The 21,677-nt window shown below is 74.1% G+C and carries 22 protein-coding genes; all 22 read left to right on the plus strand.

Annotation, left to right across the window (positions count from 1 at the left end):
- The first annotated feature begins 184 nt into the window (after positions 1-184).
- The 22 genes from fliG (at position 185) to ACI79U_RS16705 (ending at position 21,627) form a co-directional block, all read left to right on the plus strand.
- Positions 185-1,258, plus strand: coding sequence for a flagellar motor switch protein FliG (gene fliG, locus ACI79U_RS16600; protein ID WP_457069477.1), 1,074 nt, complete (start codon positions 185-187; stop codon positions 1,256-1,258).
- Between the two features lie 118 nt (positions 1,259-1,376).
- Positions 1,377-2,273: a FliH/SctL family protein gene (locus ACI79U_RS16605; protein WP_457069475.1), complete on the plus strand. Its 897-nt coding sequence runs from the start codon at positions 1,377-1,379 to the stop codon at positions 2,271-2,273.
- Between the two features lie 56 nt (positions 2,274-2,329).
- A complete protein-coding gene (locus ACI79U_RS16610) occupies positions 2,330-3,646 on the plus strand; it encodes a FliI/YscN family ATPase (RefSeq protein ID WP_457069473.1) in 1,317 nt (438 codons plus the stop codon).
- Positions 3,643-4,092 carry a flagellar FliJ family protein gene (locus tag ACI79U_RS16615; protein ID WP_457069471.1) on the plus strand — a complete coding sequence of 150 codons (450 nt, stop codon included), beginning with the start codon at positions 3,643-3,645 and terminating at the stop codon, positions 4,090-4,092. The genes ACI79U_RS16610 and ACI79U_RS16615 overlap by 4 nt, the downstream gene beginning before the upstream one ends.
- Positions 4,080-5,045 (plus strand): NlpC/P60 family protein, encoded by a 966-nt coding sequence (locus ACI79U_RS16620; protein WP_457069469.1) that lies wholly within the window; start codon positions 4,080-4,082, stop codon positions 5,043-5,045. Before ACI79U_RS16615 ends, ACI79U_RS16620 begins: the two co-directional genes overlap by 13 nt.
- On the plus strand, positions 5,042-6,394 hold the full coding sequence (locus ACI79U_RS16625) for a flagellar hook-length control protein FliK (protein WP_457069467.1): 1,353 nt from the start codon (positions 5,042-5,044) through the stop codon (positions 6,392-6,394). Before ACI79U_RS16620 ends, ACI79U_RS16625 begins: the two co-directional genes overlap by 4 nt.
- 13 nt (positions 6,395-6,407) lie before the next feature.
- Positions 6,408-6,917, plus strand: coding sequence for a flagellar hook capping FlgD N-terminal domain-containing protein (locus ACI79U_RS16630; protein WP_457069465.1), 510 nt, complete (start codon positions 6,408-6,410; stop codon positions 6,915-6,917).
- 27 nt (positions 6,918-6,944) lie between these two features.
- Positions 6,945-8,231, plus strand: a complete 1,287-nt coding sequence (locus ACI79U_RS16635; protein WP_457069463.1) for a flagellar hook protein FlgE — start codon at positions 6,945-6,947, stop codon at positions 8,229-8,231.
- Between the two features lie 177 nt (positions 8,232-8,408).
- Positions 8,409-8,696 (plus strand): flagellar FlbD family protein, encoded by a 288-nt coding sequence (locus tag ACI79U_RS16640; protein WP_457069461.1) that lies wholly within the window; start codon positions 8,409-8,411, stop codon positions 8,694-8,696.
- Between the two features lie 3 nt (positions 8,697-8,699).
- A complete protein-coding gene (locus ACI79U_RS16645; RefSeq protein WP_457069459.1) occupies positions 8,700-9,470 on the plus strand; it encodes a motility protein A in 771 nt (256 codons plus the stop codon).
- Complete coding sequence (locus ACI79U_RS16650) at positions 9,467-10,441, plus strand: flagellar motor protein MotB (RefSeq protein ID WP_457069457.1); 975 nt, start codon at positions 9,467-9,469, stop codon at positions 10,439-10,441. The genes ACI79U_RS16645 and ACI79U_RS16650 overlap by 4 nt, the downstream gene beginning before the upstream one ends.
- A 23-nt stretch (positions 10,442-10,464) precedes the next feature.
- Complete coding sequence (locus ACI79U_RS16655) at positions 10,465-10,938, plus strand: flagellar basal body-associated FliL family protein (RefSeq protein WP_457069455.1); 474 nt, start codon at positions 10,465-10,467, stop codon at positions 10,936-10,938.
- Positions 10,939-11,120: 182 nt separating this feature from the next.
- Positions 11,121-12,092, plus strand: a complete 972-nt coding sequence (locus ACI79U_RS16660; RefSeq protein WP_457069453.1) for a flagellar motor switch protein FliM — start codon at positions 11,121-11,123, stop codon at positions 12,090-12,092.
- Entirely contained in the window at positions 12,089-12,832 is a 744-nt protein-coding gene (gene fliN / locus ACI79U_RS16665; protein WP_457069451.1) for a flagellar motor switch protein FliN, read from the plus strand. The genes ACI79U_RS16660 and fliN overlap by 4 nt, the downstream gene beginning before the upstream one ends.
- 5 nt (positions 12,833-12,837) lie before the next feature.
- A complete protein-coding gene (locus ACI79U_RS16670; protein ID WP_457069481.1) occupies positions 12,838-13,266 on the plus strand; it encodes a flagellar biosynthetic protein FliO in 429 nt (142 codons plus the stop codon).
- Entirely contained in the window at positions 13,263-14,090 is an 828-nt protein-coding gene (gene fliP, locus ACI79U_RS16675; RefSeq protein ID WP_457069449.1) for a flagellar type III secretion system pore protein FliP, read from the plus strand. Before ACI79U_RS16670 ends, fliP begins: the two co-directional genes overlap by 4 nt.
- Positions 14,091-14,114: 24 nt before the next feature.
- On the plus strand, positions 14,115-14,390 hold the full coding sequence (gene fliQ, locus ACI79U_RS16680; RefSeq protein ID WP_457069447.1) for a flagellar biosynthesis protein FliQ: 276 nt from the start codon (positions 14,115-14,117) through the stop codon (positions 14,388-14,390).
- A gap of 7 nt (positions 14,391-14,397) precedes the next feature.
- Entirely contained in the window at positions 14,398-15,162 is a 765-nt protein-coding gene (gene fliR, locus ACI79U_RS16685; RefSeq protein WP_457069445.1) for a flagellar biosynthetic protein FliR, read from the plus strand.
- A gap of 25 nt (positions 15,163-15,187) precedes the next feature.
- On the plus strand, positions 15,188-16,321 hold the full coding sequence (locus tag ACI79U_RS16690; protein WP_457069443.1) for an EscU/YscU/HrcU family type III secretion system export apparatus switch protein: 1,134 nt from the start codon (positions 15,188-15,190) through the stop codon (positions 16,319-16,321).
- Positions 16,322-16,524: 203 nt separating this feature from the next.
- Entirely contained in the window at positions 16,525-18,570 is a 2,046-nt protein-coding gene (flhA, locus tag ACI79U_RS16695; protein WP_457069441.1) for a flagellar biosynthesis protein FlhA, read from the plus strand.
- Positions 18,551-21,385 carry a hypothetical protein gene (locus ACI79U_RS16700; protein ID WP_457069439.1) on the plus strand — a complete coding sequence of 945 codons (2,835 nt, stop codon included), beginning with the start codon at positions 18,551-18,553 and terminating at the stop codon, positions 21,383-21,385. Before flhA ends, ACI79U_RS16700 begins: the two co-directional genes overlap by 20 nt.
- Positions 21,382-21,627, plus strand: coding sequence for a hypothetical protein (locus ACI79U_RS16705; RefSeq protein ID WP_457069437.1), 246 nt, complete (start codon positions 21,382-21,384; stop codon positions 21,625-21,627). The genes ACI79U_RS16700 and ACI79U_RS16705 overlap by 4 nt, the downstream gene beginning before the upstream one ends.
- Positions 21,628-21,677 lie beyond the last annotated feature (50 nt).

Here is a 21,677-nt window from a genome sequence, read left to right on the forward strand (position 1 = left end):
AGATTATAGATCGCCAGGCGCGCCCCCCCGCCCCCGCCGCCCCCCCCCCCCCCCCGCGCCCCCCCCCCCCCCCCCCCCCCCCCCCCCCCCCCCCCCCCCCCCCCCCCCCCCCCCCCCCCCCGGGGACTGCCGATGACGGGAGCGGGCGCCAGCGGGCGCTCGAGAGCACCGGGGAGAACCGACAGTGAGCATCGCGAGCGTGGAGCAGATGGCCGGCATGCCGCCGGCCGTCCGGACCGGGGCGGCCGTGACCCGCAAGGAGATGCCCGGGCTGCGCAAGGCGGCGCTCTTCCTGGCCCAGCTGAGCAAGGAGGAGGCCGGCACCGTGCTGGCCCAGCTGCGCCCCTCCGAGGTGGAGAAGCTCACCGGTGAGCTGATGCGCCTGACGGGGGTGGACGGCACCGACGTCGACGACGTGCTCACCGAGTTCCACACCCTGATGCAGGCCCGCCGGTTCGTCGGCACCGGCGGCGTCGACTTCGCCCGCGAGGTGCTCGCCGCCGGCCTCGGCGAGGAGAAGGCCGACGGCATCCTGTCCCGGCTCAACGTCGTCTACACGGAGCTGCCCTTCGCCTCGCTGCGCAACAGCGACGTGCGCCAGCTGGTCACCTTCCTCAAGGACGAGCACCCGCAGGTCATCGCCCTGGTGCTCGCCCACCTGCCCGCGCCGCAGTCCGCGGAGGTCCTGTCCGGCTTCCCGCCGGACCAGCAGGCCGACGTGGCCTACCGGATCGCGCTGATGGACCGCACCGCCCCGGAGATGGTCCGGATGGTCGAGGAGGAGCTCGGCCGCCGGATGGGCTCCCTGCTGGCCTACCAGGACATGGCCACCGTCGGTGGCGTGGACACCCTGGTCGAGATCATCAACCGCTCCCCCCGCCCGACCGAGCGCTCCATCCTGGAGTGGCTGGACAACAGCGACCCGGAGCTCGCCGAGCGGATCCGCTCGCAGATGTTCGTCTTCGAGGACATCGTCACCATCGACGACCGCTCCCTGCAGCTGGTGCTGCGCGACGTGGAGGCCAACGACCTGGCCACCGCGCTCAAGGGCGTCAAGCAGGACGTCCGGGACAAGGTGGTCCGCAACCTCTCCGAGCGCGCCGGCGAGAACCTGCTCGAGGAGATGGAGCTGCTCGGCCCGGTCCGCCAGCGCACCGTCGAGGAGGCGCAGGCCAAGGTCGTCGCGGTCATCCGCACGCTCGAGGAGCAGGGCGTGCTGACCATCACGCGGGGCGGTGAGGACGATTTCGTCGCGTGATGAAGGCCCCCGTCCCCCCCATGAAGGACCCTCCTCCCCCCCACCACTCGCAAGCTCGCGGCGGGCCCCTGCAGGAGGGCCGATCGACGCTCGGGGCGGGCCCCTGGACGGGGCCACCATGAGCGTTGCACCGAGCTCTCGGGAGTCGCTGCTGCTGCGCGGGTCGTCGGCGGCCGACGCCGTCCCGTACCAGCGCGCCACCGACGGAGCGCCCTGGGGGCGCCGCGCCCGCGACCAGCGGGCCGGCGCGCGCCCGGTCGTGCCCGCCCCGGCAGCACCGGCCGACGCCCTGCCGACCGACACCCTGGCGGCCGGTCGCACCGCGACCGTGGACGCCGGCCCACCGTTGACCGTCGACCCGGCGCAGGCACGCCCCTGGGCGCCGGCCGTCACCCCGGCCGACACCGTCGCGCAGCAGGCCGCGGCCCGCAGCGGCCCCCGCCTGGGCGAGGTCTACGCCGAGCAGCTCGCACGGCTGCGCGAGGAGGCCCGCCGCGAGGGCTGGGCCGCCGGGCACGCCGAGGGCCTGGTCGCCGCCGAGCAGGTCGTCGCCGCCGCCGAGCGCGCGGCCGAGGAGCGGCTGGCCGACGTGCAGGCCCGGTGGGAGCGGCGCCTGGCCTCGGCCACCGCGGCGCTGGGCGCGGCGGTGGAGCGGCTGGACGCCATCGCCGCCCCGGTGGTCGACGAGCTCCGGGACGACGTCCTGGACACCGTGGTCACGCTGGTCGGCGACCTGCTGGGCCGCGAGGTCGCCACCGCCGACGCCGCCGGGCTGGACGCACTGCGCCGGGCGCTGACGCTGTGCCCGACCGACGTGCCCGTCGTCGTCCGGCTGCACCCCGACGACCTCGCCGAGGTGCCCCCGGCCGCGCTGGCCGACCTGCCCCCGGCGGTCCGGGTCATCGGTGACCCGGACGTCGAGCGGGCCGGCGCGCTGGCCCAGGCCGGCACCCTGCGGGTGGACGCCCAGCTCAGCGCCGCCGTCGAGCGGGTCCGGGCGGTGCTGCGCTCGTGAGCCTGCTCACCGGCGGTACGGCCCCCTCGCAGGGGCCCGCCGCGAGCTCGCGAGGGGTGGGGGGCGAGGGGGTCCTTTCGCTGGTCGCCCGGGCCAGGGCCGCCGCCCGCCCGGAGACCTCCGGCGTGGTGACCGGCGCGATGGGCCTCACCCTCAGCGTCGAGGGCGTGCCGGCCGCCGTCGGGGACCTGGTGGAGGTCAGCTGCGGCCGGCGGCCGCTGCTGGCCGAGGTGGTGGCGGTGCAGCGGGAGCGGATGACCTGCATGCCCCTGGGCGACCTCTCCGGCGTGCACGCCGGTGCCCGGGTCCGCCCCACCGGGCGGCCGCTGCAGGTGCCGGTCGGCGAGTCGCTGCTGGGCCGGGTGCTGGACGGGCTGGGCCGGCCGATGGACGGCGGTCCCCCGCTGGGCTCGCTGGTGTCCTGGGTCGACCTGACCAGCGAGACGCCCAACGCGCTCACCCGGGAGCGGGTGCGCCGGCCGCTGGCCACCGGGGTGCGCGCGCTGGACACGATGGCGCCCGTCGGCCGCGGTCAGCGGCTGGGCATCTTCGCCGGCTCCGGCGTCGGCAAGTCGACCCTGCTGTCGCAGATCACCCGGGGCACCGACGCCGACATCCGGGTCATCGGGCTGATCGGCGAACGTGGCCGCGAGGTGCGGGAGTTCATCGAGGAGGACCTCGGCCCCGAGGGCCTGGCCAACAGCGTCGTCGTCGTCGCGACCTCCGACGAGCCGCCGCTGGTCCGGCTGAAGGCGGCCTTCGTCGCCACCCGGATCGCCGAGGCCTTCCGCGACCAGGGCCGCGACGTGCTGCTGATGATGGACTCGATCACCCGCACCGCGATGGCCCAGCGCGAGGTCGGCCTGTCCGCCGGCGAGCCGCCGGCGACCCGCGGCTACCCGCCGAGCGTCTTCGCGATGCTGCCCAAGCTGCTGGAGAAGGCCGGCACCAGCACCACCGGCTCGATCACCGGGCTGTACACGGTGCTGGTCGACGGCGACGACCACAACGAGCCGATCGCCGACACCGCCCGTTCGATCCTCGACGGCCACGTCGTGCTCAGCCGCCGGCTGGCCACCGCCGGCCACTTCCCGGCCATCGACGTGCTCGAGTCGATCTCCCGGGTGGCCACCGCGGTCGTCCCGCCGCCGCAGATGACCGACGCGCGGGAGCTGCGCCGGATGCTCGGGGCGCTGCGGGACGTCCGGGAGCTCATCGAGATCGGTGCCTACCAGCCCGGCACCGACCCGCTGGTCGACCGGGCCCGCCGGCTGCTGCCGGACATCGACGCGTTCCTGCGCCAGGCGACGTCGGACTCCACCCCTCCCCCTGAGGCGTGGGCCCGGCTGCACGGCCTGGTGTCCGCCGCGTGAAGCAGCCCGCCTTCCGGCTGGAGCCGGTGCTGCGCCTGCGCCGCATCGAGGAGCGCACCGCGGCGCTGGCCGCGGCCGCCGCCGCCCGCGACGCGGCCGAGGCGGCCCGGCGGGCCGAGGACGACGCCGAGGCGCTGTCCGCCCGCCGGCTGCCCGCGGCCGTCCCGGGCGCGGCCTTCATCGCCGCGATGGTCGCATCGTCGGCCGCGGCTGCCGATGTGTCTGCTGCACGGGCTCTCGCCGTCGCCCACGCGGAACAGGCCGAGCTGGTCCGGGCCCGCTGGACGGCGGCCGCCCAGCGCACCAAGGGCCTGGAGAAGCTGCGCGAGCGGCACCTGACGGCCGCCCGCACCGCCGCCGAGGCGGTCGAGGAGCGCGCGGTCGACGACCTGGTCACCGGCCGCCACACGACGAGGACGAGGGAGGAGGAGACGTGGAGGGACTGACCGCGGTCCACAGCCGCATCAGCGAGATCCATGCGCGGTTCCTGCGCACCCCGCCCAGCCAGGAGGCCGCGTGGGCCGGCGCCGCGTCGGCGGCCGGCCTCACCGGCACCTCCTCGACGGCCACCACGGGCCTCCCCGGATCGAGCGGCTTCGCCGCCACCGGCACCGGCGCGGAGGTCGTGGGCGCGGCGCAGAAGTACCTCGGCGTCCCCTACCGCTGGGGTGGCACCGACCCGAAGAGCGGGCTGGACTGCTCCGGGTTCACCCAGCGGGTCTACGCCGACCTGGGCGTCAGCATTCCGCGCACCTCGTCCCAGCAGGCCACCGCCGGCCGACCGGTCGCCTCGCTCGCCGAGGCCCAGCCCGGTGACCTGGTGTTCTTCGACAACTCCTCCTCCCGCGCCGGCATCGACCACGTCGGGCTCTACATCGGCGGCGGCAAGATGATCGCCGCGCCGCAGGAGGGCGACGTCGTCAAGGTGCAGGACGTCGGGAAGCCGACGGTGATCCGCCGGGTCCTGCCCGACGGCACCGCGCCCGCCACGACGGCGGCCGCCCGCACCACCGGCCTGGGCGGTGTCCCCTACGCCGACCTGTTCAGCGCCGCGGGCAGCCGGCACGGCGTCGACCCGGCCGTGCTGGCCGCGATGGCGAAGACCGAGTCGGGCTTCGACACCGCCGCGGTCTCCTCCGCCGGCGCCACCGGGCTGATGCAGTTCATGCCGGCCACCGCGCGCGGGCTGGGCGTCGACCCCAGCGACCCGGCGTCCGCCATCGACGGCGCGGCCCGCTACCTGGCCAGCCTGACCAAGCAGTTCGGCTCGACGGAGCTGGCCCTGGCGGCCTACAACGCCGGGCCGGGCACGGTGCAGCGCGCCGGTGGCATGCCGGCGATCGGCGAGACCCGGAACTACGTCCAGAAGGTGACCAGCGCCGCGGAGGCCTACCGATGACAGCGCCCACGTCCGCCCTGCCGATCACGCCGGCCGCCGGCCGCGCGGGCGGCGCCACCGGCGGGTCGGGCAGCGGCTCCGCCGAGCACGCCGCCGGCTTCGCCAGTGCCCTGGACGACGTCCTGCACGGCAGCGGCAACCCCACCCGCCGACCCGGTGACGGTGCCGGCGACGCATCCGGCGACGCGTCCGGCGACGCCCCCGGCGAAGGGACCGACGGCGAGCTCCCGGCGACGCCGGCCGCCGTCCCGATGGACGTGCCCCCGGGCCTGTGGGTGCTGCTCACCGCCATGGCGCCGCTGGCCACCACACCGGGCACCCAGCCCGAGGCCGCCGCTGCCGCCGCCGCGCTCATCGGTGCGGTCACCGGCACGGCTGCCACCTCGACGGTCCCGACCGGTGCCCAGCCGGCCGGCGGCCCGGCGATCGGTGCCCCGGGAACCGGTGCCCAGCCGATCGGTGCCCAGCCGGCCGGCGTCGACCCGACCGCCGCCGGGCCGGCCCTGCCGCTGCCCACCGGCGCCGACCCGCTCCCCGCGACCGCTGCGCCGTCGGCACCCGCCCCCGGCACGCCGGCCGCGCTGCTGTCCGCCCTCGGCCTGGCCGGTCCGGTCGCCGCGCAGCCGGGCAACGTCCCCGGCAATGCCCCGGGCCCCGGCGAGCTCCCGGCCGACCTGCCCGTCGTCGTCCTCCCGACCGCGGCGGGCGACACCCCCGACGCCGCCACCGACAGCGGCTCCGGGGCGGCCGGTGGCGACGACGCCCCGGCCGGGCCCGACGTGCTCGGCCTGGTCGGCGGTACGACCGCCGCGCCGACGGCGGCCCGCACCGACGCCCTCGGCGCCGGCACCGTGGCCCCCGCAGCCGAGCCGCCGGTCGCCCAGCAACTGGGCCGTCAGCTCGCGGTGCTCAGCAACGCACCCGACGGCAGCTCGACGATGACGCTGGTCATCACCCCGGACGAGCTGGGCCCGGTCTCCATCCAGGTGACGGTGACCGACGGCAGCCTCGACCTGGTGCTGCAGGGCGGCTCGGACGCCGGACGGCACGCTCTCACCGACGCGCTGCCCGACCTGCGGCGGGAGCTGGAGGCCGCGGGGCTGACCCTGGGCCGCCTCGCCGTCGACGCCACCACGGCCGACCTGGACAGCACGCTGCGCTCGGCGCAGCAGCAGCTGCTCGACGCCCGCGCCGGCCAGCAGGGCCAGACCACCGGGCAGCAGGGCCAGCCCGGTCAGCAGGACCCCCGACCCCGCGGCTGGGACTCTTCCGCCGACCAGCGCGGTGAGGCCTCCCCGGCCCCCGCCACCGACCAGTCCGCGTCCGCCGGCGTGGACGTCCGCGTCTGACGACGGAGGAACCATGACCACGCCGATCCCCGGGGTCACCGCCCAGACGACCCCCACCGCGACGACCTCGGTCAACCGCGGTGACCAGATGGGCAAGGACACCTTCCTCAAGCTCCTGGTCGCGCAGATGCGCTACCAGGACCCGAGCAACCCGACCAGCAGCAGCGAGTTCATGGCGCAGACCGCGACCTTCTCCCAGGTGGAGAAGCTCGAGGAGATCGCCAAGCAGAACGCCGCGCTGGTCGGACTCCAGCGGTCGCTCAGCGCCGGTGCGCTGGTCGGCCACGAGGTGACCTACACCGACACCACCGGTGAGACCAAGACCGGCACGGTCAGCGCCGTCCGGATCGCCGGCAGCGGCACGGAGACCGAGCCGCAGGCGGTCATCGGCGGCGTCACCGTCGGCCTCGGCCGGGTCACCGCGGTCACCCTGCCGACCCCCGCCGTGACGCCGGCCGACACCGCCACGCCGGCCACCGACCCCGCCACGCCGGCCACCGGCGCCACCCAGCCGACCGCCTGACCACCCCCCGATCCCAGGAGTTCCCCGATGCTGCGTTCCATGTTCTCGGCCATCTCCGGCCTCAAGGCGCACCAGACCAAGCTCGACGTGGCGGGCAACAACATCGCCAACGTCAACACCGTCGGCTTCAAGAGCAGCCAGACCGTCTTCCAGGACACCCTGTCCCAGATCGTCCGCAACGGCGCGGCCCCCAACGGCGACGTCGCCGGCAGCAACCCGGCTGCCGTGGGCCTCGGGGTCAAGGTCGCCGGCATCACCACCAACTGGACCCAGGGCTCCGCGCAGAGCACCGGTCGGTCCAGCGACTTCATGATCACCGGCGACGGCTTCTTCATCACCAAGTCGGGCAACGAGAACCTCTACACCCGGGCCGGCTCGTTCGACACCGACGCCGTCGGCAACCTGGTCACCCCCGACGGCCTGGTGCTGCAGGGCTGGATGGCCGACGGCACCGGCACGGTCGACCCCAACGGCCCGCTGGAGTCGCTGCGGATCCCGCAGGGCAAGGTGCTGGCGCCGGTCCCCACCACCAGCGCGACGATCCAGGGCAACCTGTCCGCCGGCGCGGTCGTGGGCGGCACTCCGGTGACCTCCCAGATCACCATGTACGACGACCTCGGCAACGCCCACCAGATGTCGGTCTCGCTGCAGAAGTTGGCCGACAACCAGTGGGAGCTCACCCTGGCCGAGACCAAGGACGGGGTGACCACCTCGTGGCCCCCCCAGACGCTGGACTTCGGCGACACGGCACCGGAGACCGGCAAGCTCGAGGTGGGCGGCGCCGTCACCACGGACCCGGACACCGGTGCACCGGTGGTCACCTTCAGCCCGGGCGGTGCCACCCCCGCGTACCCCAGCTGGGCCGAGGACTTCACCCTGGACCTGAGCGGCCTCACCCAGTTCGGCGGCGCGAGCACCGCGGCGGGCAAGTCGAACGAGCTCACCGGCTCGGCGCTGGGCACGCTGGAGAGCTACTCGCTCAGCAACGACGGCACGATCGTCGGACTGTACTCCAACGGCCTGCGGCAGCCGCTCGGGCAGCTGGCGCTGGCCAGCTTCGTCAACCCCGGCGGCCTGGAGAAGGCCGGCAACAGCTCGTTCCGCGCCGGCGACAACTCCGGCAACCCGGTGGTCGGCCAGGCCGGCACCGGCGGCCGCGGCCAGCTCTCCGCCGGCTCGCTGGAGATGTCCAACGTCGACCTGGCCGAGGAGTTCACCGGCCTGATCGTCGCCCAGCGCGGCTTCCAGGCGAACAGCCGGGTGATCAGCACCTCCGACGAGATCCTGCAGGACCTGGTCCAGCTCAAGCGCTGATCCCTCTTCGCCAAAGTGGCCACTTTGGCGAAGAGGAGAGGGCCGAACGGCCCGGTCCCCCTGAGGGGGTGGCCGGGCCGTTCGGCTCAAGCAGTCCCGCCGGGACGCCGAAGACACCGGTGCAGCGCCGTGCGCGCACCGGTGGGCACCGCCACCGCCGACCCCTGGAGTTCCCCCGTGATCCGACTGACGCGCCTGAACGGCGAGCACTTCGTGCTCAACGCCGATCTCATCCAGCGCGCCGAGGGCCACCCCGACACCGTGGTCACCCTCGCCGACGACACCAAGTACGTCGTCACCGAGAGCGTCGACACCGTCGTCCGGGAGATCCGCGACTGGCGGGCCAGCATCCAGGCGGTCGCCTTCCGGATGGACCGCGGCGAGTACCGCCTCCCCACCCACGACCACAGCCAGGGTGCCGACGACTCCTCGGTCCTGCCCTTCCCGAGCCGAGACGAGCGCTGAGCCATGGACCCCGCCACCCTGATCGGGTTCGTCATCTCGCTGATCGCCCTCGTCGTCTTCATGATCCTCGAGGGCGCCGACCCGACGTCGCTGATCTTCCTCCCGGCGATCGTCCTGGTCGTCGTCGCGACGTTCGGCGCGGCGCTGGCCAGCCAGACGATGAGCGACCTCAAGAAGATCCCCACCTGGTTCAAGATGGCCGTGATGCCGGCCAAGGTGCCCCCGGCCACCGAGCAGATCCAGACCCTGGTCAGCCTCGCCGAGAAGGCCCGCAAGGAGGGCCTGCTCGCGCTGGAGGCGCAGGTGAAGTCCATCGACGACCCGTTCCTCAAGCGCGGGCTGCAGATGAGCATCGACGGCACCGACCCCGAGGACCTGCGCGCCATCCTGGAGGGCGAGATCTCGGCCAAGAAGACCGAGGACAAGGTCGCGGCCAAGTTCATGAACAACATGGGCGGCTACGCGCCGACCATCGGCATCCTCGGCTGCATCGTCGGCCTGATGAACGTGATGGGGAACCTCAGCAACCCCGAGCTGCTGGGCCCGATGGTCTCCGCGGCGTTCATCGCCACCCTGTGGGGCGTCATGGCCGCCAACTTCTGGTTCCTGCCGATGGGCGCGAAGATCCTGCGGGTCAGCGCCCTGCAGGCGGCGCAGATGGAGCTGCTCGTCGAGGGCATCGCCGAGATCCAGGCCGGCACCAGCCCGCGCACCGTGCGCGCCAAGCTCACCTCCCTCGTGCCGCCCAGTGAGCAGGAGCGCGAGGCGGCATGAGCAAGGGCGGCGGGCACGGCGGCCACGGTGGCCGCCGGGCCAAGAAGCACGAGGAGCACGAGGAGCACGAGAACCACGAACGGTGGCTGGTGTCCGGCTTCGACATGATGACGCTGCTGTTCGTGCTGTTCGTGGTGCTCTACGCGATGAGCTCGATCGACCTGGCCAAGTTCACCGCCTTCGCCGACGGCGCCCGCCAGGGGGCCGGCGCCCCCGTCACCATCCTCAACGACGGTGCCGCCATCGACGCGCCGGTCGAGAACGACAGCCCGCTCAAGCCCGTCCAGGTCGCCGAGGAGGCGGCCATCGACGGCACCGAGCAGACGGCGGCGGAGAAGGCCGCCGCCGCGGCGCTGGCCGAGCAGCAGGCGCGGCAGACCGCGGCCGAGGCGCAGGCGGCCTACGACCAGCTCGCCGCCGCACGAGCGGCGCTCCAGCAGGCGCTGGCCGCCGCCGGCATGGCCGGCGCGGCCGAGTTCGTCATCGACGAGCGCGGCCTGGTGGTGCACGTGGTCTCCGACCCGGTGCTCTTCGGCCCGGAGTCGGCAGTGCTGCAGCCCCAGGGGGTGGTCGTGCTCGACGCGATGGCACCGACCCTCACCGCGCTGCCCAACCCCGTCCGGATCGAGGGGCACGCCAACTCGCTGCCGGTCACCCGGGGCGGGCCCTGGCCGTCGAACTGGGAGCTGTCGGCCATCCGGGCCACCACGGTGCTGCGGCACCTGATCGGCCGCGGCATGCCCGAGGACCGCCTGGAGTCCGCGGGCCTGAGCGACACCGAGCCGCTGGTGCCCGACACCGACCCGAGCTACGTGACCGTCAACCGGCGGGTGGACATCGTCGTCCTCTCCACCGCCTCGGCCAGGGCCAACGCCCTGCTCCCCGGGATCGAGGCGGCCGCCCAGGCCGCCGCCCAGGCGTTGGTCAGCAGCACCACCACCACCGGCGCCGCCGGCAGCACCACCGACTAGATCAGCACCGGAGGGAGTCACCCGTGAGCAAGAAGAAGAAGGCCGACGCCGAGGACGAGGAAGCCTCCTCCGGCGGCAAGACGAAGTTGATGATCATCGCCCTGGTCGCCGTGCTGGCGATCGGCGGTGGCGCGTACTTCTTCCTGTTCAGCGGCTCCGGTGAGGCCGTGGCCGAGCCGGCGCCCGAGGCCGGCAGCGTGGTGCTCTCCATCGACCCGGTGGCGATCAACCTCGCCGGCGGGAGCTACCTGAAGCTGGGCTTCGCGCTGCAGTTCACCCTCGCCTACGACGAGAGCGCCGGCGGTGGGCACGGCGCCGGCGCAACGCCCGACGGCTCCAAGGCGACCGACATCGCCATCGCCCACTTCTCCGGGGCTGCGCTCACCGACGTGCAGACCAACCGCGAGGCGATGAAGGCGGCGCTGCAGGAGAAGATCGTCGAGGCGTACCACGGTGACGTCTACGAGATCAACTACACGGAGTACGTCACCCAGTAACGCCGGAGGGACGCCCCCAGCACCCGCTCGCTCGTGCCGGGACCCTGCGAAGGGCCGTTCCAGCACCTCACGAGGGCGTTCCTCCCCCACCCCACCCTGGGGTCACACCCGTGCCAGCCGGTGCCGGAGCTCCCGGCACCGGCTGGTCAGGGTCCGGCGGTCCCCCGCCGATGAGGACATGCGTGAGCCTGTCCGACATCGTGGCCGACGCCCCCAGCGCGGCCCCCCGGAACCCCGAGGGGCAGGGCCGCACGCGTCGTCGTGAGCCCCGCACCTACGACTTCCGGCGGCCGACGAAGCTCTCGCGCGAGCACGTCCGCATCCTGCAGATCACCCAGGAGTCCTTCGCCCGCCAGGCGACCACCACGCTGACGTCGCTGCTGCGCACCGGCGTCCGGGTGGAGCTGGTCGGCATCGAGCAGTTCTCCTACGACGACTACATCGCCACGCTGCCCGCCTCCTACTTCGTGGCGACCTTCACCCTGGAGCCGCTGGCCGGCAAGGGCGTGCTGGCCTGGCCGCTGGACACCGCCATGGCGATGGTCGACCACATGCTCGGCGGCTCCGGTGGCGGTGAGCAGCCCGCCCGGCCGATGACCGGCATGGAGACCGCGATCACCGGCCACCTGCTGGACCGGCTGCTCGACGAGCTCGGCGAGGCGTTCGCCCCGGTGACCGCGCTCACCCCGGCGCTGGACGGCGTCGAGTACAACCCGCAGCTGGCCCAGGCGGCCTCCGGTTCGGAGACCGTCATGGTCGCCACCTACAGCATGCGGGTGGGCAGCCGCGAGCCCGACGTCACGCTGGTGCTCCCCTTCGCCTCCTTCGCCGGACCGCTGAACAACGCCTCCTCCCCGCAGTTGTCGGAGTCCGCGCGGCACAAGCGGCAGCGGGCGTTCGAGGCGCTGACCGCGCGGCTCTTCGACGTCCCGGTCGACGTGAGCGTCCGGTTCAACCCGATCGAGGTGCCCTCCGGCGACCTGCTGTCCCTGGCGGTGGGCGACGTCCTGCTGCTGCGGCACGCCCAGGACAGCCCGCTGCAGGTCACCACCAACGACGTCACGTTCGCGCACGCCCTGCCCAGCAACCACCGGCGCCGCCTGGCTGCCGAGATCGTCCCCGACACCGCGACCGGCGGAAAGGACACAGCATGACCACCGCCTTCGGCACCGACCGCTCGTCGGACTCCGAGACCATCGCCGCAGCGGTCGCCGCCGCGGCCCAGGCCGCTGCCGCCGCACTCCCCACCGAGCTGGACCTGCGCGCCGGGGACCCGGTCGGCGACCCGGAATCCGTCCCCCTGCCGGCCGAGCCGGGCGTCGCGGTCACCGCGGCCCTGGGCGGTGAGGTCAGCGGCGACATCGTCCTGGTGCTCTCCGCCGAGATCGTCGCCGCGCTGACCAACTCCCCGGTCGGGCCGATGGACGTGCCCACCGCGCTGCGCCCTGCCCTGGAGGCCGCCGCCGCCGCGCTCGGCCGGGTGCGGGTCGCCGCCGAGCGCACCGAGGACGTCGTCGCGGCGCTGGACGGGCTGCGGGACAAGGGGGTCTTCCTCGCCGTCCCGCTGGCCGCCGGTGGGGAGGTCGTGGCCACCCTCGCGCTGCAGGTCACCCTGCCCCAGCCGCGCGAGCGGCGCGGCAGCCTGGACCTGCTGCGCAACGTGGCCATGGAGGTCACCGTCGAGATCGGCCGCACCCGGATGACCGTCTCCGAGCTGCTCTCGCTGCACCCCGGTGAGGTCATCGAGCTCGACCGCGCCGCCGGTGCGCCCGCGGACCTGCTGGTCAACGGCACCCTGATCGCCCGCGGCGAGATCGTCGTCGTCGACGAGGACTTCGGTCTGCGGATCAGCGAGATCGTGACCGATGCCGCGGAGTACGGGCGGCCCCAGTGACGTGGATGGTCGTGCGGCTGGTGCTGTCGCTGGCCTTCGTCGCCGGGGTGCTGCTGTTCGCCGCCCGGATCGCCAAGAAGAAGGGCCTGGGCCAGAGCACCGGCGTCATCGAGGTGGTGAGCCGGCAGCGGATGGGCCGGGCCAGCAGCGTCTCGGTGCTGCGCGTCGCCGGCCGGGTGCTGGTGATCGGGTCGACCGAGGAGCAGGTGACCCTGCTCGCCGAACTGGAGGACGAGGAGCTGCAGACCGCCCTGGCGGCGCAGCCCCGGGCGCACGCGGTGACCGCCGACGCCGAGACCGGCGCGCTGCCCACCACGCGGATGCCCGCGCTGGCGCGCAGCAGCTCCGGACCGCTGGCCGGCTCGGTGCTCGACCGCGGGACCTGGACGACGGTGGTGCAGGAGCTGCGTGACCGAACGGTGCGCCGGTCGTGAGCGCACTCGCCGTGCCGGCCACCCGCGCCTGGGTCCGGCGGGCCGGCTGGGTCGCGCTGCTGGGCGCGCTGGCGGTGGTCGCGCTGGTGCTGCTGGCCGGCCCCGCGCTGGCCGCCCCGACCGCGCCCACCGAGCCCATCGCCCCGGTCGCCCCGGTGGTCGACAACGGCGGGCTGGACATCAACATCGGGGGCAACAGCCCCAGCACCGCGGTGACCCTGCTGCTGGCGATCACCGCGCTGTCGATCGCGCCGTCGGCGCTGCTGCTGGTCACCTCGTTCACCAAGATCCTGGTGGTCCTGGCGTTGACCCGGAACGCGCTGGGGCTGCCCACCTCCCCGCCGAACCAGGTGCTGACCGGGATCGCGCTGTTCCTGACGATCTTCGTGATGGGCCCGGTGTTCAGCGACATCAACGACGTCGCCGTCCAGCCGTACCTGGACGGCCAGATGACCGCATCGGTGGCCTACGACACCGGCGTCGAGCCGCTCAAGGCCTTCCTGCTGGACAACACCCGCGACGACGAGCTCAAGCTGATGGTCGGGCTGTCCGGCGAGGAGCGGCCGGCCGATGCCGCGGCGGTCAGCATGATGACCCTGGTCCCGGCGTTCGTGCTCTCCGAGCTCAAGAGCGCCTTCATCATCGGGCTGGTCGTGTTCATCCCGTTCCTGGTGCTGGACATGCTGGTCAGCGCCACCCTGATGGCGATGGGCATGATGATGGTGCCGCCCACGGTGGTGTCCCTGCCGTTCAAGCTGCTGCTGTTCGTCATCGTCGACGGCTGGGCGCTGATCACGACGGCCCTCGTGGGCAGTTACACGTGAGCGCCCCCGTGAACGGGAACCGCGATGAGTGACGCCGACGTCACCGAGATCGCCACGCAGACGATGATGATCGCGGCGAAGGTCGCGGCGCCGATCCTGCTGACCGCCCTGCTGGTGGGCTTCATGATCTCGCTGTTCCAGGCGGCGACCCAGATCCAGGAACCGACGCTGTCGTTCGTGCCGAAGATGATCGCGGTGGCGATCGCGATGCTGGTGACCGGCAACTGGGTGCTCGCGGAGCTGGTCTCGTTCACCGAGCACCTGTTCGAGTCGCTGCCGCGGTTCCTCGGCAAGGGCTGAGGCCGCGGTGGACCTCCAGGTCCCCTCGGCGACGCTGGCCGCGCTCCTGCTGGCCACCGTGCGCGCCGCTGGGTTCATCGTGCTGGCGCCGCCGTTCAACTCCAACGGCATCCCGCTGGCGGTCAAGGGCGCCCTCGCCCTGGCGTTGTCGCTGGTCGTGTTCCCCCAGCTGTCGGGCACGCTGCCGGAGATCACCGCGGGGTTCCTCGTCGTCTCGGCGATCACCGAGGCGGTCATCGGGGCGGCGCTCGGCTTCGTCGTCCAGGTGCTGTTCACCGCCGTCCAGCTGGCCGGCGACCTCATCGACCTGGCCGGCGGGTTCTCGCTGCAACCGGCCTACGACCCGCTCGCGCTGACCACCAACTCCGCGATCGGCAAGCTGCACTACCTGCTGGCGATCACCCTGCTGTTCACCAGCGGCGGGCACCTGCTGCTGGTGCGCGGCTTCGTCACCTCCTACCAGGGGCTCCCGGTGGGCGGCTCGCTGCCCACCGACCAGCTGGGGTCGACGCTGGTCACCGCGTTCTCGATGATGTTCCTGGCCGCGCTGCAGATCGCCGGGCCGATGGTGGCAGTGCTGCTGCTCGCCGACGTCGCGCTGGCGCTGCTGTCCCGCGCCGCCCCGGCGCTGAACATCTTCGCCATCGGCTTCCCGGTGAAGATCATGATCACCCTGGCCCTGCTCGGGCTCACCTTCCCGCTGCTCCCACCGGCGCTGGACTCCCTCATGGAGACGGCGGTCCGGGCGATGACCTCGTTGCGGAGCGGCTAGTGGACGCCGCGGGAGGTGAGGACTGATGGCCAAGGACGGGCCCGGCGGTGAGAAGACAGAGAAGCCGACACCGCAGAAGCTCAAGCAGGCCCGCAAGGAAGGGCAGATCCCGCGGACCCAGGAGCTCGGCACGTGGCTGGGCGCAGCCGCGGCGAGCGTGCTGCTGCCGATGCTGGTCGGCAGTGCGTTCGACTCCGTGCAGGAGCTGTTCGTGCAGGTCGGTGCCGTGGCGAACAACCCGGAGCCGGCCGCGCTGTCGGAGCTGCTGGGGCGGGCGCTGAGCGCCTTCCTGACCACCGTGCTGCCGATGGCGCTGGGCATGATGCTGATCGGCACGCTGGCCTCCGCGTCCCAGGGCGGGGTCACCATCGCCACCAAGGGCATGAAGCCGACGCTGAAGAAGATCAACCCGTTGCCCGGGATGAAGCGGATGTTCGGCACGCACGGCCTCTGGGAGGCGATGAAGGCGATCATCAAGACGGTCGCGCTCGCCACGGTGATCGTGCTGACCTCCGACGACGCCCAGCAGCTGGTCTCCGCCTCCGGCTCGCTGCCGCTGTCGGAGATCACCCGGGTGTTCACCGACTCGGCGGTGCTGATGTTCCGCGTCGTCGGGTTCACCGGCCTGGCGATCGCGCTCGCGGACTACCTCGTCGTCCGCAAGCAGACGATGACCAAGCTCAAGATGAGCGTCTACGAGATCAAGCAGGAGCACAAGCAGTCCGAGGGCGACCCGCACATGAAGGCCCAGCGCCGGGCCACCCAGCTGTCGATGTCCCGCAACCGGATGATGTCGGAGATGGCCGACGCCGACGTGCTGCTGGTCAACCCCACCCACGTGGCGGTCGCCCTGAAGTACGACCCGATGAAGGGCGCTCCCCGGGTGGTCGCCAAGGGCGCCGGCGAGGTCGCCGCCCGGCTGCGCGCCCGGGCCGAGGAGTGCCGGGTGCCGATGGTCCAGGACATCCCGCTGGCCCGCGCGCTGCACGGGTCGTGCGAGCTCGGCCAGGAGGTGCCGCCCCAGCTGTTCACCGCGGTCGCCCGGGTGCTGGCGTTCGTCATGCACCTGTCCGCGCGGGGAGTGCAGGGCGGCATGCACCGGCCGGGGTTCGAGGCGCCCCCGGTCGAGGGGCTGCCCAGGGCCGGCCGACGCCGCTGATGAAGGACCCTCCTGCCCCCCACCGCTCGCAAGCTCGCGGCGGGCCCCTGCAGGAGGGCCGCCGCTGAGGCTCGCGACGCGGATGTGACCCACGGTGCAGTGCGGTACCGGCCGTTCCCGGGACTGCCGAGAACGGCGGTGGAGGGGGCGCTGCGGCGTCCCCGGTCACCGCCGGCACCGCACAGCACAGGAGAAGAGGTCTCGTGGGCAAGCTGACGAAGGCGGCCGTCCCCATCGGGGTCGTCTCCATCGTCCTGATGCTCGTCGTGCCGCTGCCGGCCGCCGTGCTGGACCTGCTCCTGGCGCTGAACATCGTCGGGTCGCTGCTGATCCTGCTGGTGTCGATGAACATCAAGCGGCCCCTGGACTTCGCGATCTTCCCGTCGCTGGTGCTGATCGCGACGCTGATGCGCCTGGCTCTCAACGTCTCCTCGACCCGGCTGGTGCTCACCGACGGCTACGCCGGCAAGGTCATCGAGGCCTTCGGCCACTTCGTGATCGGCGGCTCGCTGATCGTCGGCCTGGTGATCTTCGTGATCCTCACGATCATCCAGTTCGTCGTCATCACCAACGGTGCCGGCCGCGTCGCCGAGGTCGGTGCCCGCTTCACCCTCGACGCGATGCCCGGCAAGCAGATGGCGATCGACGCCGACCTGAACGCCGGCCTGATCAACGAGAAGCAGGCCCGCAAGCGGCGCAGCGAGGTCACCTCCGAGGCCGACTTCTACGGCTCGATGGACGGCGCCAGCAAGTTCGTCAAGGGCGACGCCATCGCCGCCATCATCGTCACGTTGATCAACCTGATCGGCGGCTTCGCCATCGGGATCATGCAGAAGGGCATGGCCCCCGGCGAGGCCATCTCGACCTACTCGCTGCTGAGCGTGGGCGACGGGCTGGTCTCCCAGATCCCGGCGCTGCTGATCTCCACCGCCACCGGCCTGATCGTCACCCGCTCGGCCTCCCAGGGCGACATGGGGTCGGACCTGATCAGCCAGCTCAGCCGCAACAAGCAGCCGGTGCGCATCGCCGGCATCGCCGCGATCGCCCTGTGCCTGATCCCCGGTCTGCCCAAGCTGCCGTTCCTGGTGATCGGTGGCGTGGTCCTGTTCATCTCCACCCGGCTGACCGACAGGGTCGACGAGGACGACGACGAGAGCACCCCCGCGGACGCCGCGGCGGCCGAGCCGCAGCCGGACTCCCCGGAGTCGATCGCCGACCGGATGCGGGTCGACCCGCTGGAGCTCGAGGTCGCCTTCGACCTGGTCGAGCTGGTCGACACCGCCCGCGGCGGCGACCTGCTGGACCGGGTGAAGGCGCTGCGCCGCAAGGTCGCGATGGAGACCGGGCTGGTCATCCCGCTGGTCCGCACCCGGGACAACCTGGACCTGCCCGCCTCGCAGTACGTCATCTGGCTCAACGGCGTCCCCGCGGCCAAGGGCACCTCGCCGGCCGGCACCGTGCTCGCCATCGGCGACCACCTCGACGGGCTGCCCGGCAAGGCCACCCGCGAGCCGGTGTTCGGCCTGGCCGCCAAGTGGGTGCCCGCCGAGCTGCAGCGGCAGGCCGAGATGGCCGGGGCGACCGTCGTCGACCGCTCCTCGGTGATCACCACCCACCTGGCCGAGGTCGTCCGGCAGAACGCCTCGTCGCTGCTGGGCCGGGAGGACGTCAAGGTGCTGGTGGAGATGGTCCGCCGCACCCACCCGGCGGTCGTGGAGGAGCTCACGCCCGGGCTGCTCAGCCTGGGCGAGGTGCAGCGCGTGCTGCAGGCCCTGCTGGACGAGGGCGTCTCCATCCGCGACCTGGTCCGGATCTTCGAGGCCCTCTCGATGCGGGCCCGGGTCTCCACCGACCTGGACGGCCTGGTCGAGGCGGTCCGCACGGCGCTGGGGGCCGCGATCAGCCACCCGTACGTCACCCCGGACGAGCGGCTGCACGTGATCACCCTGGACCCGACCTTCGAGCAGCGACTGCTGGAGGCCGTCCGGCCGACCGAGGGCGGTCAGGTGCTCGCACTCGACGGCAACACCGTCGACGCGCTGGTCCGCGGCTGCGCCGACCTCCTCGAGGAGGCCGACCGGATGAACCTCTCCCCTGTCCTCGTGTGCTCGCCGCAGGTGCGAGCCGCGCTGTCCCGCCTGGTCCGCCAGGTCCTGCCCCGGCTGTCGGTCATCTCCTACAACGAGGTGTCCCGCACGGCCCAGATCGAGTCACTGGGAGTGGTGAGCGGTGCCGTCGCGATCCGTTGAGGCCGCCACGCGGGACGAGGCGATCGCCGCGGCGCGTGCGGAGTTCGGGCCCACCGCCCGCGTCGTCGGGGTCCGCAGGATCCGCTCCGGCGGGATGCTCGGCTTCTTCGCCTCCGAGCGCTACATCGCCGAGGTGGAGCTGCCGAAGGCCGTCGACACCCCTCAGCCGGCTGCCGCGCCCGCCGCGCCGCGGGTGGCCCGGGCCTCGCTGGCGGACCGGATGGAGGAGCTCTCCGACCTGTTCGGTGACGACCCCGCCGCCGAGCCGGCCGTGGGGCTGTACTCCCGCACCGGTGTGCCCCGGCCCGCGGAGTCCCCCGCCGCGACCCCGGCCGCCGCGCCCCGGCCCGCCGCCGGGCTGTTCGGCACCAGCGTGCGCGAGCAGCCGGCCGCACCGGAGGGCACCCCGGCCTCGCCGTCCCGCGCCACGTCGTCCCGCGCCACGTCGTCCCGCGCCGCGTCGTCCCGCCCTGCGTCGTCTGGCGTTGCGTCGTCGAGCCGTGCCCCGGCGTCGGCCGGCAGCTCGACGGCGGGCCCGCGCCGGTCCGGCGCGGGTGCGCGACCGGCGGCTCCGGCCGCCAGGCCGTTCACCCCGGCCCGCGCCACCCTCATGCTGTCGCCCGACGAGCTCGCCGCGCCCCCGGAGCACGAGGAGGAGCCGGTGACCACCGGGGCCGCCCCGTCGCCGTTCGCCGCGGCGCTGACCCGGATGGTGTCCAGCGACGCGCAGGTGCAGTCGGCCGTCGCCGACGTCGCGGAGGCCGAGGCGGCCGCCGCGGAGGCCGCCCGGCTGGAGTCCGATGCGGCCGACGCCGCGCGCCGCCAGGCCGCCGCCGCCGAAGCAGCCCGGATCGAGGCCGCCGCGGCCGAGGCCGTGGCCGCCGAGGCCGCCCGGCTGCAGGCGGCGCGGCTGGAGGCCGCCGCCGCCGAGGCAGCCCGGCTGGAAGCGGCGCGGATCACCGCCGAGGCCGAGGCCGCCGCCGCGGCCCAGGCCGCCCGGATCAAGGCCGAGGCCGAGGCCCAGGCCGCCGCCGAGGCCGCCCGGATCAAGGCCGAGGCCGAGGCCCAGGCCGCCGCCGAGGCAGCCCGGATCGAGGCCGAGGCGGAGGCCGCAGCTGCCGAGGCCGCCGCGGAGGCGGCCCGGATCGAGGCCGAGGCGGAGGCCGCAGCTGCCGAGGCCGCCGCGGAGGCAGCCCGGCTGGAGGCCGCGCGCGTCGAGGCCGCCCAGCTGGAGGCGGCCCGGCTCGAGGCCGCGCGGGTCCAGGAGGAGGCAGCAGCCGCCGAGGCGGCCGCCCGGGCCGCAGCCGAGGCCGCTCGTGCTGAAGAGGCCGCCGAGGCCGGTCGCCGCGCAGCCCCCCTCTCCATGGTCGAGTCGGTGCGCAGCGCCGACGACGAGCTGGCCGACCTGCTCGAGCAGGTGCTCGCCGCCAACGGCTCGGGCCGTGGCCGGCACCGTTTCCCCGAGCCGGTCACCGAGGACACCGCACCCACCGGGGCGCCGGCCACCACCGAGTTCGCGCTCCCCGGGCCGGCCGGCTCCCGCCCTGCCGTGCCCCCGGTCCGCGACGTCCCGCGGCCCTGGGCCTACGCCCCCGTCGACGACCTCGACACCGGCGACCTCGACACCGACGACACCGGCGCCTACGACACCGGCGCCTACCGGGCCGACGGCCGCTACGAGTGGACCACCGCCGCGACCGGCCCGCAGCGGGTCGTCGACGCCGTCCTGGTCGAGGAGGCGCCGCGGCGCACCGCAGCGTGGGAGCCCGAGCCCGTCCAGGCGCACCGGATGACCGCGCCGGTGCTGTCCACGGCGCTGGCCCGCACCGCGAGCGACCCGGCTCCGCTGCCGCTGGACGCCACGACCGTGCTCCCCCCGCTGTCCCTGCTGCCCCCGCAGCGGTTCTCCGGTTCCGACGGCGCCCCGCCGCTGCTGCGGTCCCGGCCGCCGGTGCCCCCGGCCCGCCCCGCGGGCAGCCGGCTCCCGCTGGTCACCCGACCGGTGCGCATCGAGCTGCCCGCCGCGCCGACCCCGCCGGCCGCCCCCACGGCCGAGGCGGAGTCCGAAGGCCGGCTGGCCACGGTCACCCGGCTGGTGCCGGTGCGGTCGGCCGAGATCGAGCCCTACGCGGTCAGCCTCGCCGAGGAGTTCGTCATCCGGCTGCTCACCCTCGGCGTGCCGCACACGCTGCTGGGCCCCGACTTCCTCGCCGACGTCGCCGCCCGCGGGGTGTACGCGGCACTCACCCGGAGCCTCACCGACCACCTGCCGCCGGCACCGCGCTTCCCGGTCGAGCCGGGCGAGGTGCTGCTGGTCGTCGGACCGGGCGCGGAGACCTTCGCGACGGCCCGCGCCCTGGCGCTGACGCTGCGGCTGGACCCCGAGGCCGTGCAGTGGGCCAGCTCCGGCGCGCTCGCGCACCTCGCCCCGCAGTCCAGCCGGATCAGCTCCCTGGAGACCGCGCTCGAGCGCCGCCGGACCAGCGCCTCGGCCGGCACGGTCACGATCGTCGCCGTGGACGCGCCGCTTCGCACCGCCGGCGGACCGTGGCTGGAGCACATGCTGGCCGTCTGGTCGCCCACGGCGGTCTGGGCCGTGCTCGACTCGACCCGCAAGCCCGAGGACCTGGTCCCGTGGCTCGACGGGCTGCCCCGGCTCGACGCGGTGGTCGTGCAGGACACCGACGCGACCGCCGACCCGGCCGCCGTGCTCGGCCACCTCCGGGTGCCGGTGGCGCTGATCGACGGCGTCCGGGCCACCGCCCACCGCTGGGCCTCGCTGCTGTGCGAGCGGCTGGAGGAGCTGGAGGGGTGATCGACCCGTTGCGCAAGGACGTCCTGCTGACCGGCTTCGTGCTGGCCATCCCCGTCCTGGCGATGGGCTTCCGGGGCGACTTCACCACCGACGAGGTGCTCATCCGGGTGCTGTGGTGCCTGGGCGCGGCGTGGGTGGCCGTCGGGCTGGTGGTCTGGGCCACCGCCCCGGCCCGCATGGCCCCGCGGAGGCCGGCCACCGCCCCGGCCGACCCGGCCCCGGAGCAGCCGCCGGCGCCCTGAGCGCGACTCCTGACGGACCCGCCTTCCACGCCCATCGCGTGCCTGCCACG

It is taken from the genome of Modestobacter sp. SYSU DS0904 (genome assembly GCF_054051115.1).

Coding starts and splice junctions, on each gene's coding strand:
- ACI79U_RS16625 (WP_457069467.1), top strand. CDS start 5,042: ATGACAGCGCCCACGTCCGCCCTGCCGATCACGCCGGCCGCCGGCCGC.
- ACI79U_RS16690 (WP_457069443.1), top strand. CDS start 15,188: ATGGCCAAGGACGGGCCCGGCGGTGAGAAGACAGAGAAGCCGACACCG.
- ACI79U_RS16650 (WP_457069457.1), top strand. CDS start 9,467: ATGAGCAAGGGCGGCGGGCACGGCGGCCACGGTGGCCGCCGGGCCAAG.
- ACI79U_RS16635 (WP_457069463.1), top strand. CDS start 6,945: ATGCTGCGTTCCATGTTCTCGGCCATCTCCGGCCTCAAGGCGCACCAG.
- fliN (WP_457069451.1), top strand. CDS start 12,089: ATGACCACCGCCTTCGGCACCGACCGCTCGTCGGACTCCGAGACCATC.
- ACI79U_RS16630 (WP_457069465.1), top strand. CDS start 6,408: ATGACCACGCCGATCCCCGGGGTCACCGCCCAGACGACCCCCACCGCG.
- ACI79U_RS16605 (WP_457069475.1), top strand. CDS start 1,377: ATGAGCGTTGCACCGAGCTCTCGGGAGTCGCTGCTGCTGCGCGGGTCG.
- ACI79U_RS16645 (WP_457069459.1), top strand. CDS start 8,700: ATGGACCCCGCCACCCTGATCGGGTTCGTCATCTCGCTGATCGCCCTC.
- fliQ (WP_457069447.1), top strand. CDS start 14,115: ATGAGTGACGCCGACGTCACCGAGATCGCCACGCAGACGATGATGATC.
- ACI79U_RS16670 (WP_457069481.1), top strand. CDS start 12,838: ATGGTCGTGCGGCTGGTGCTGTCGCTGGCCTTCGTCGCCGGGGTGCTG.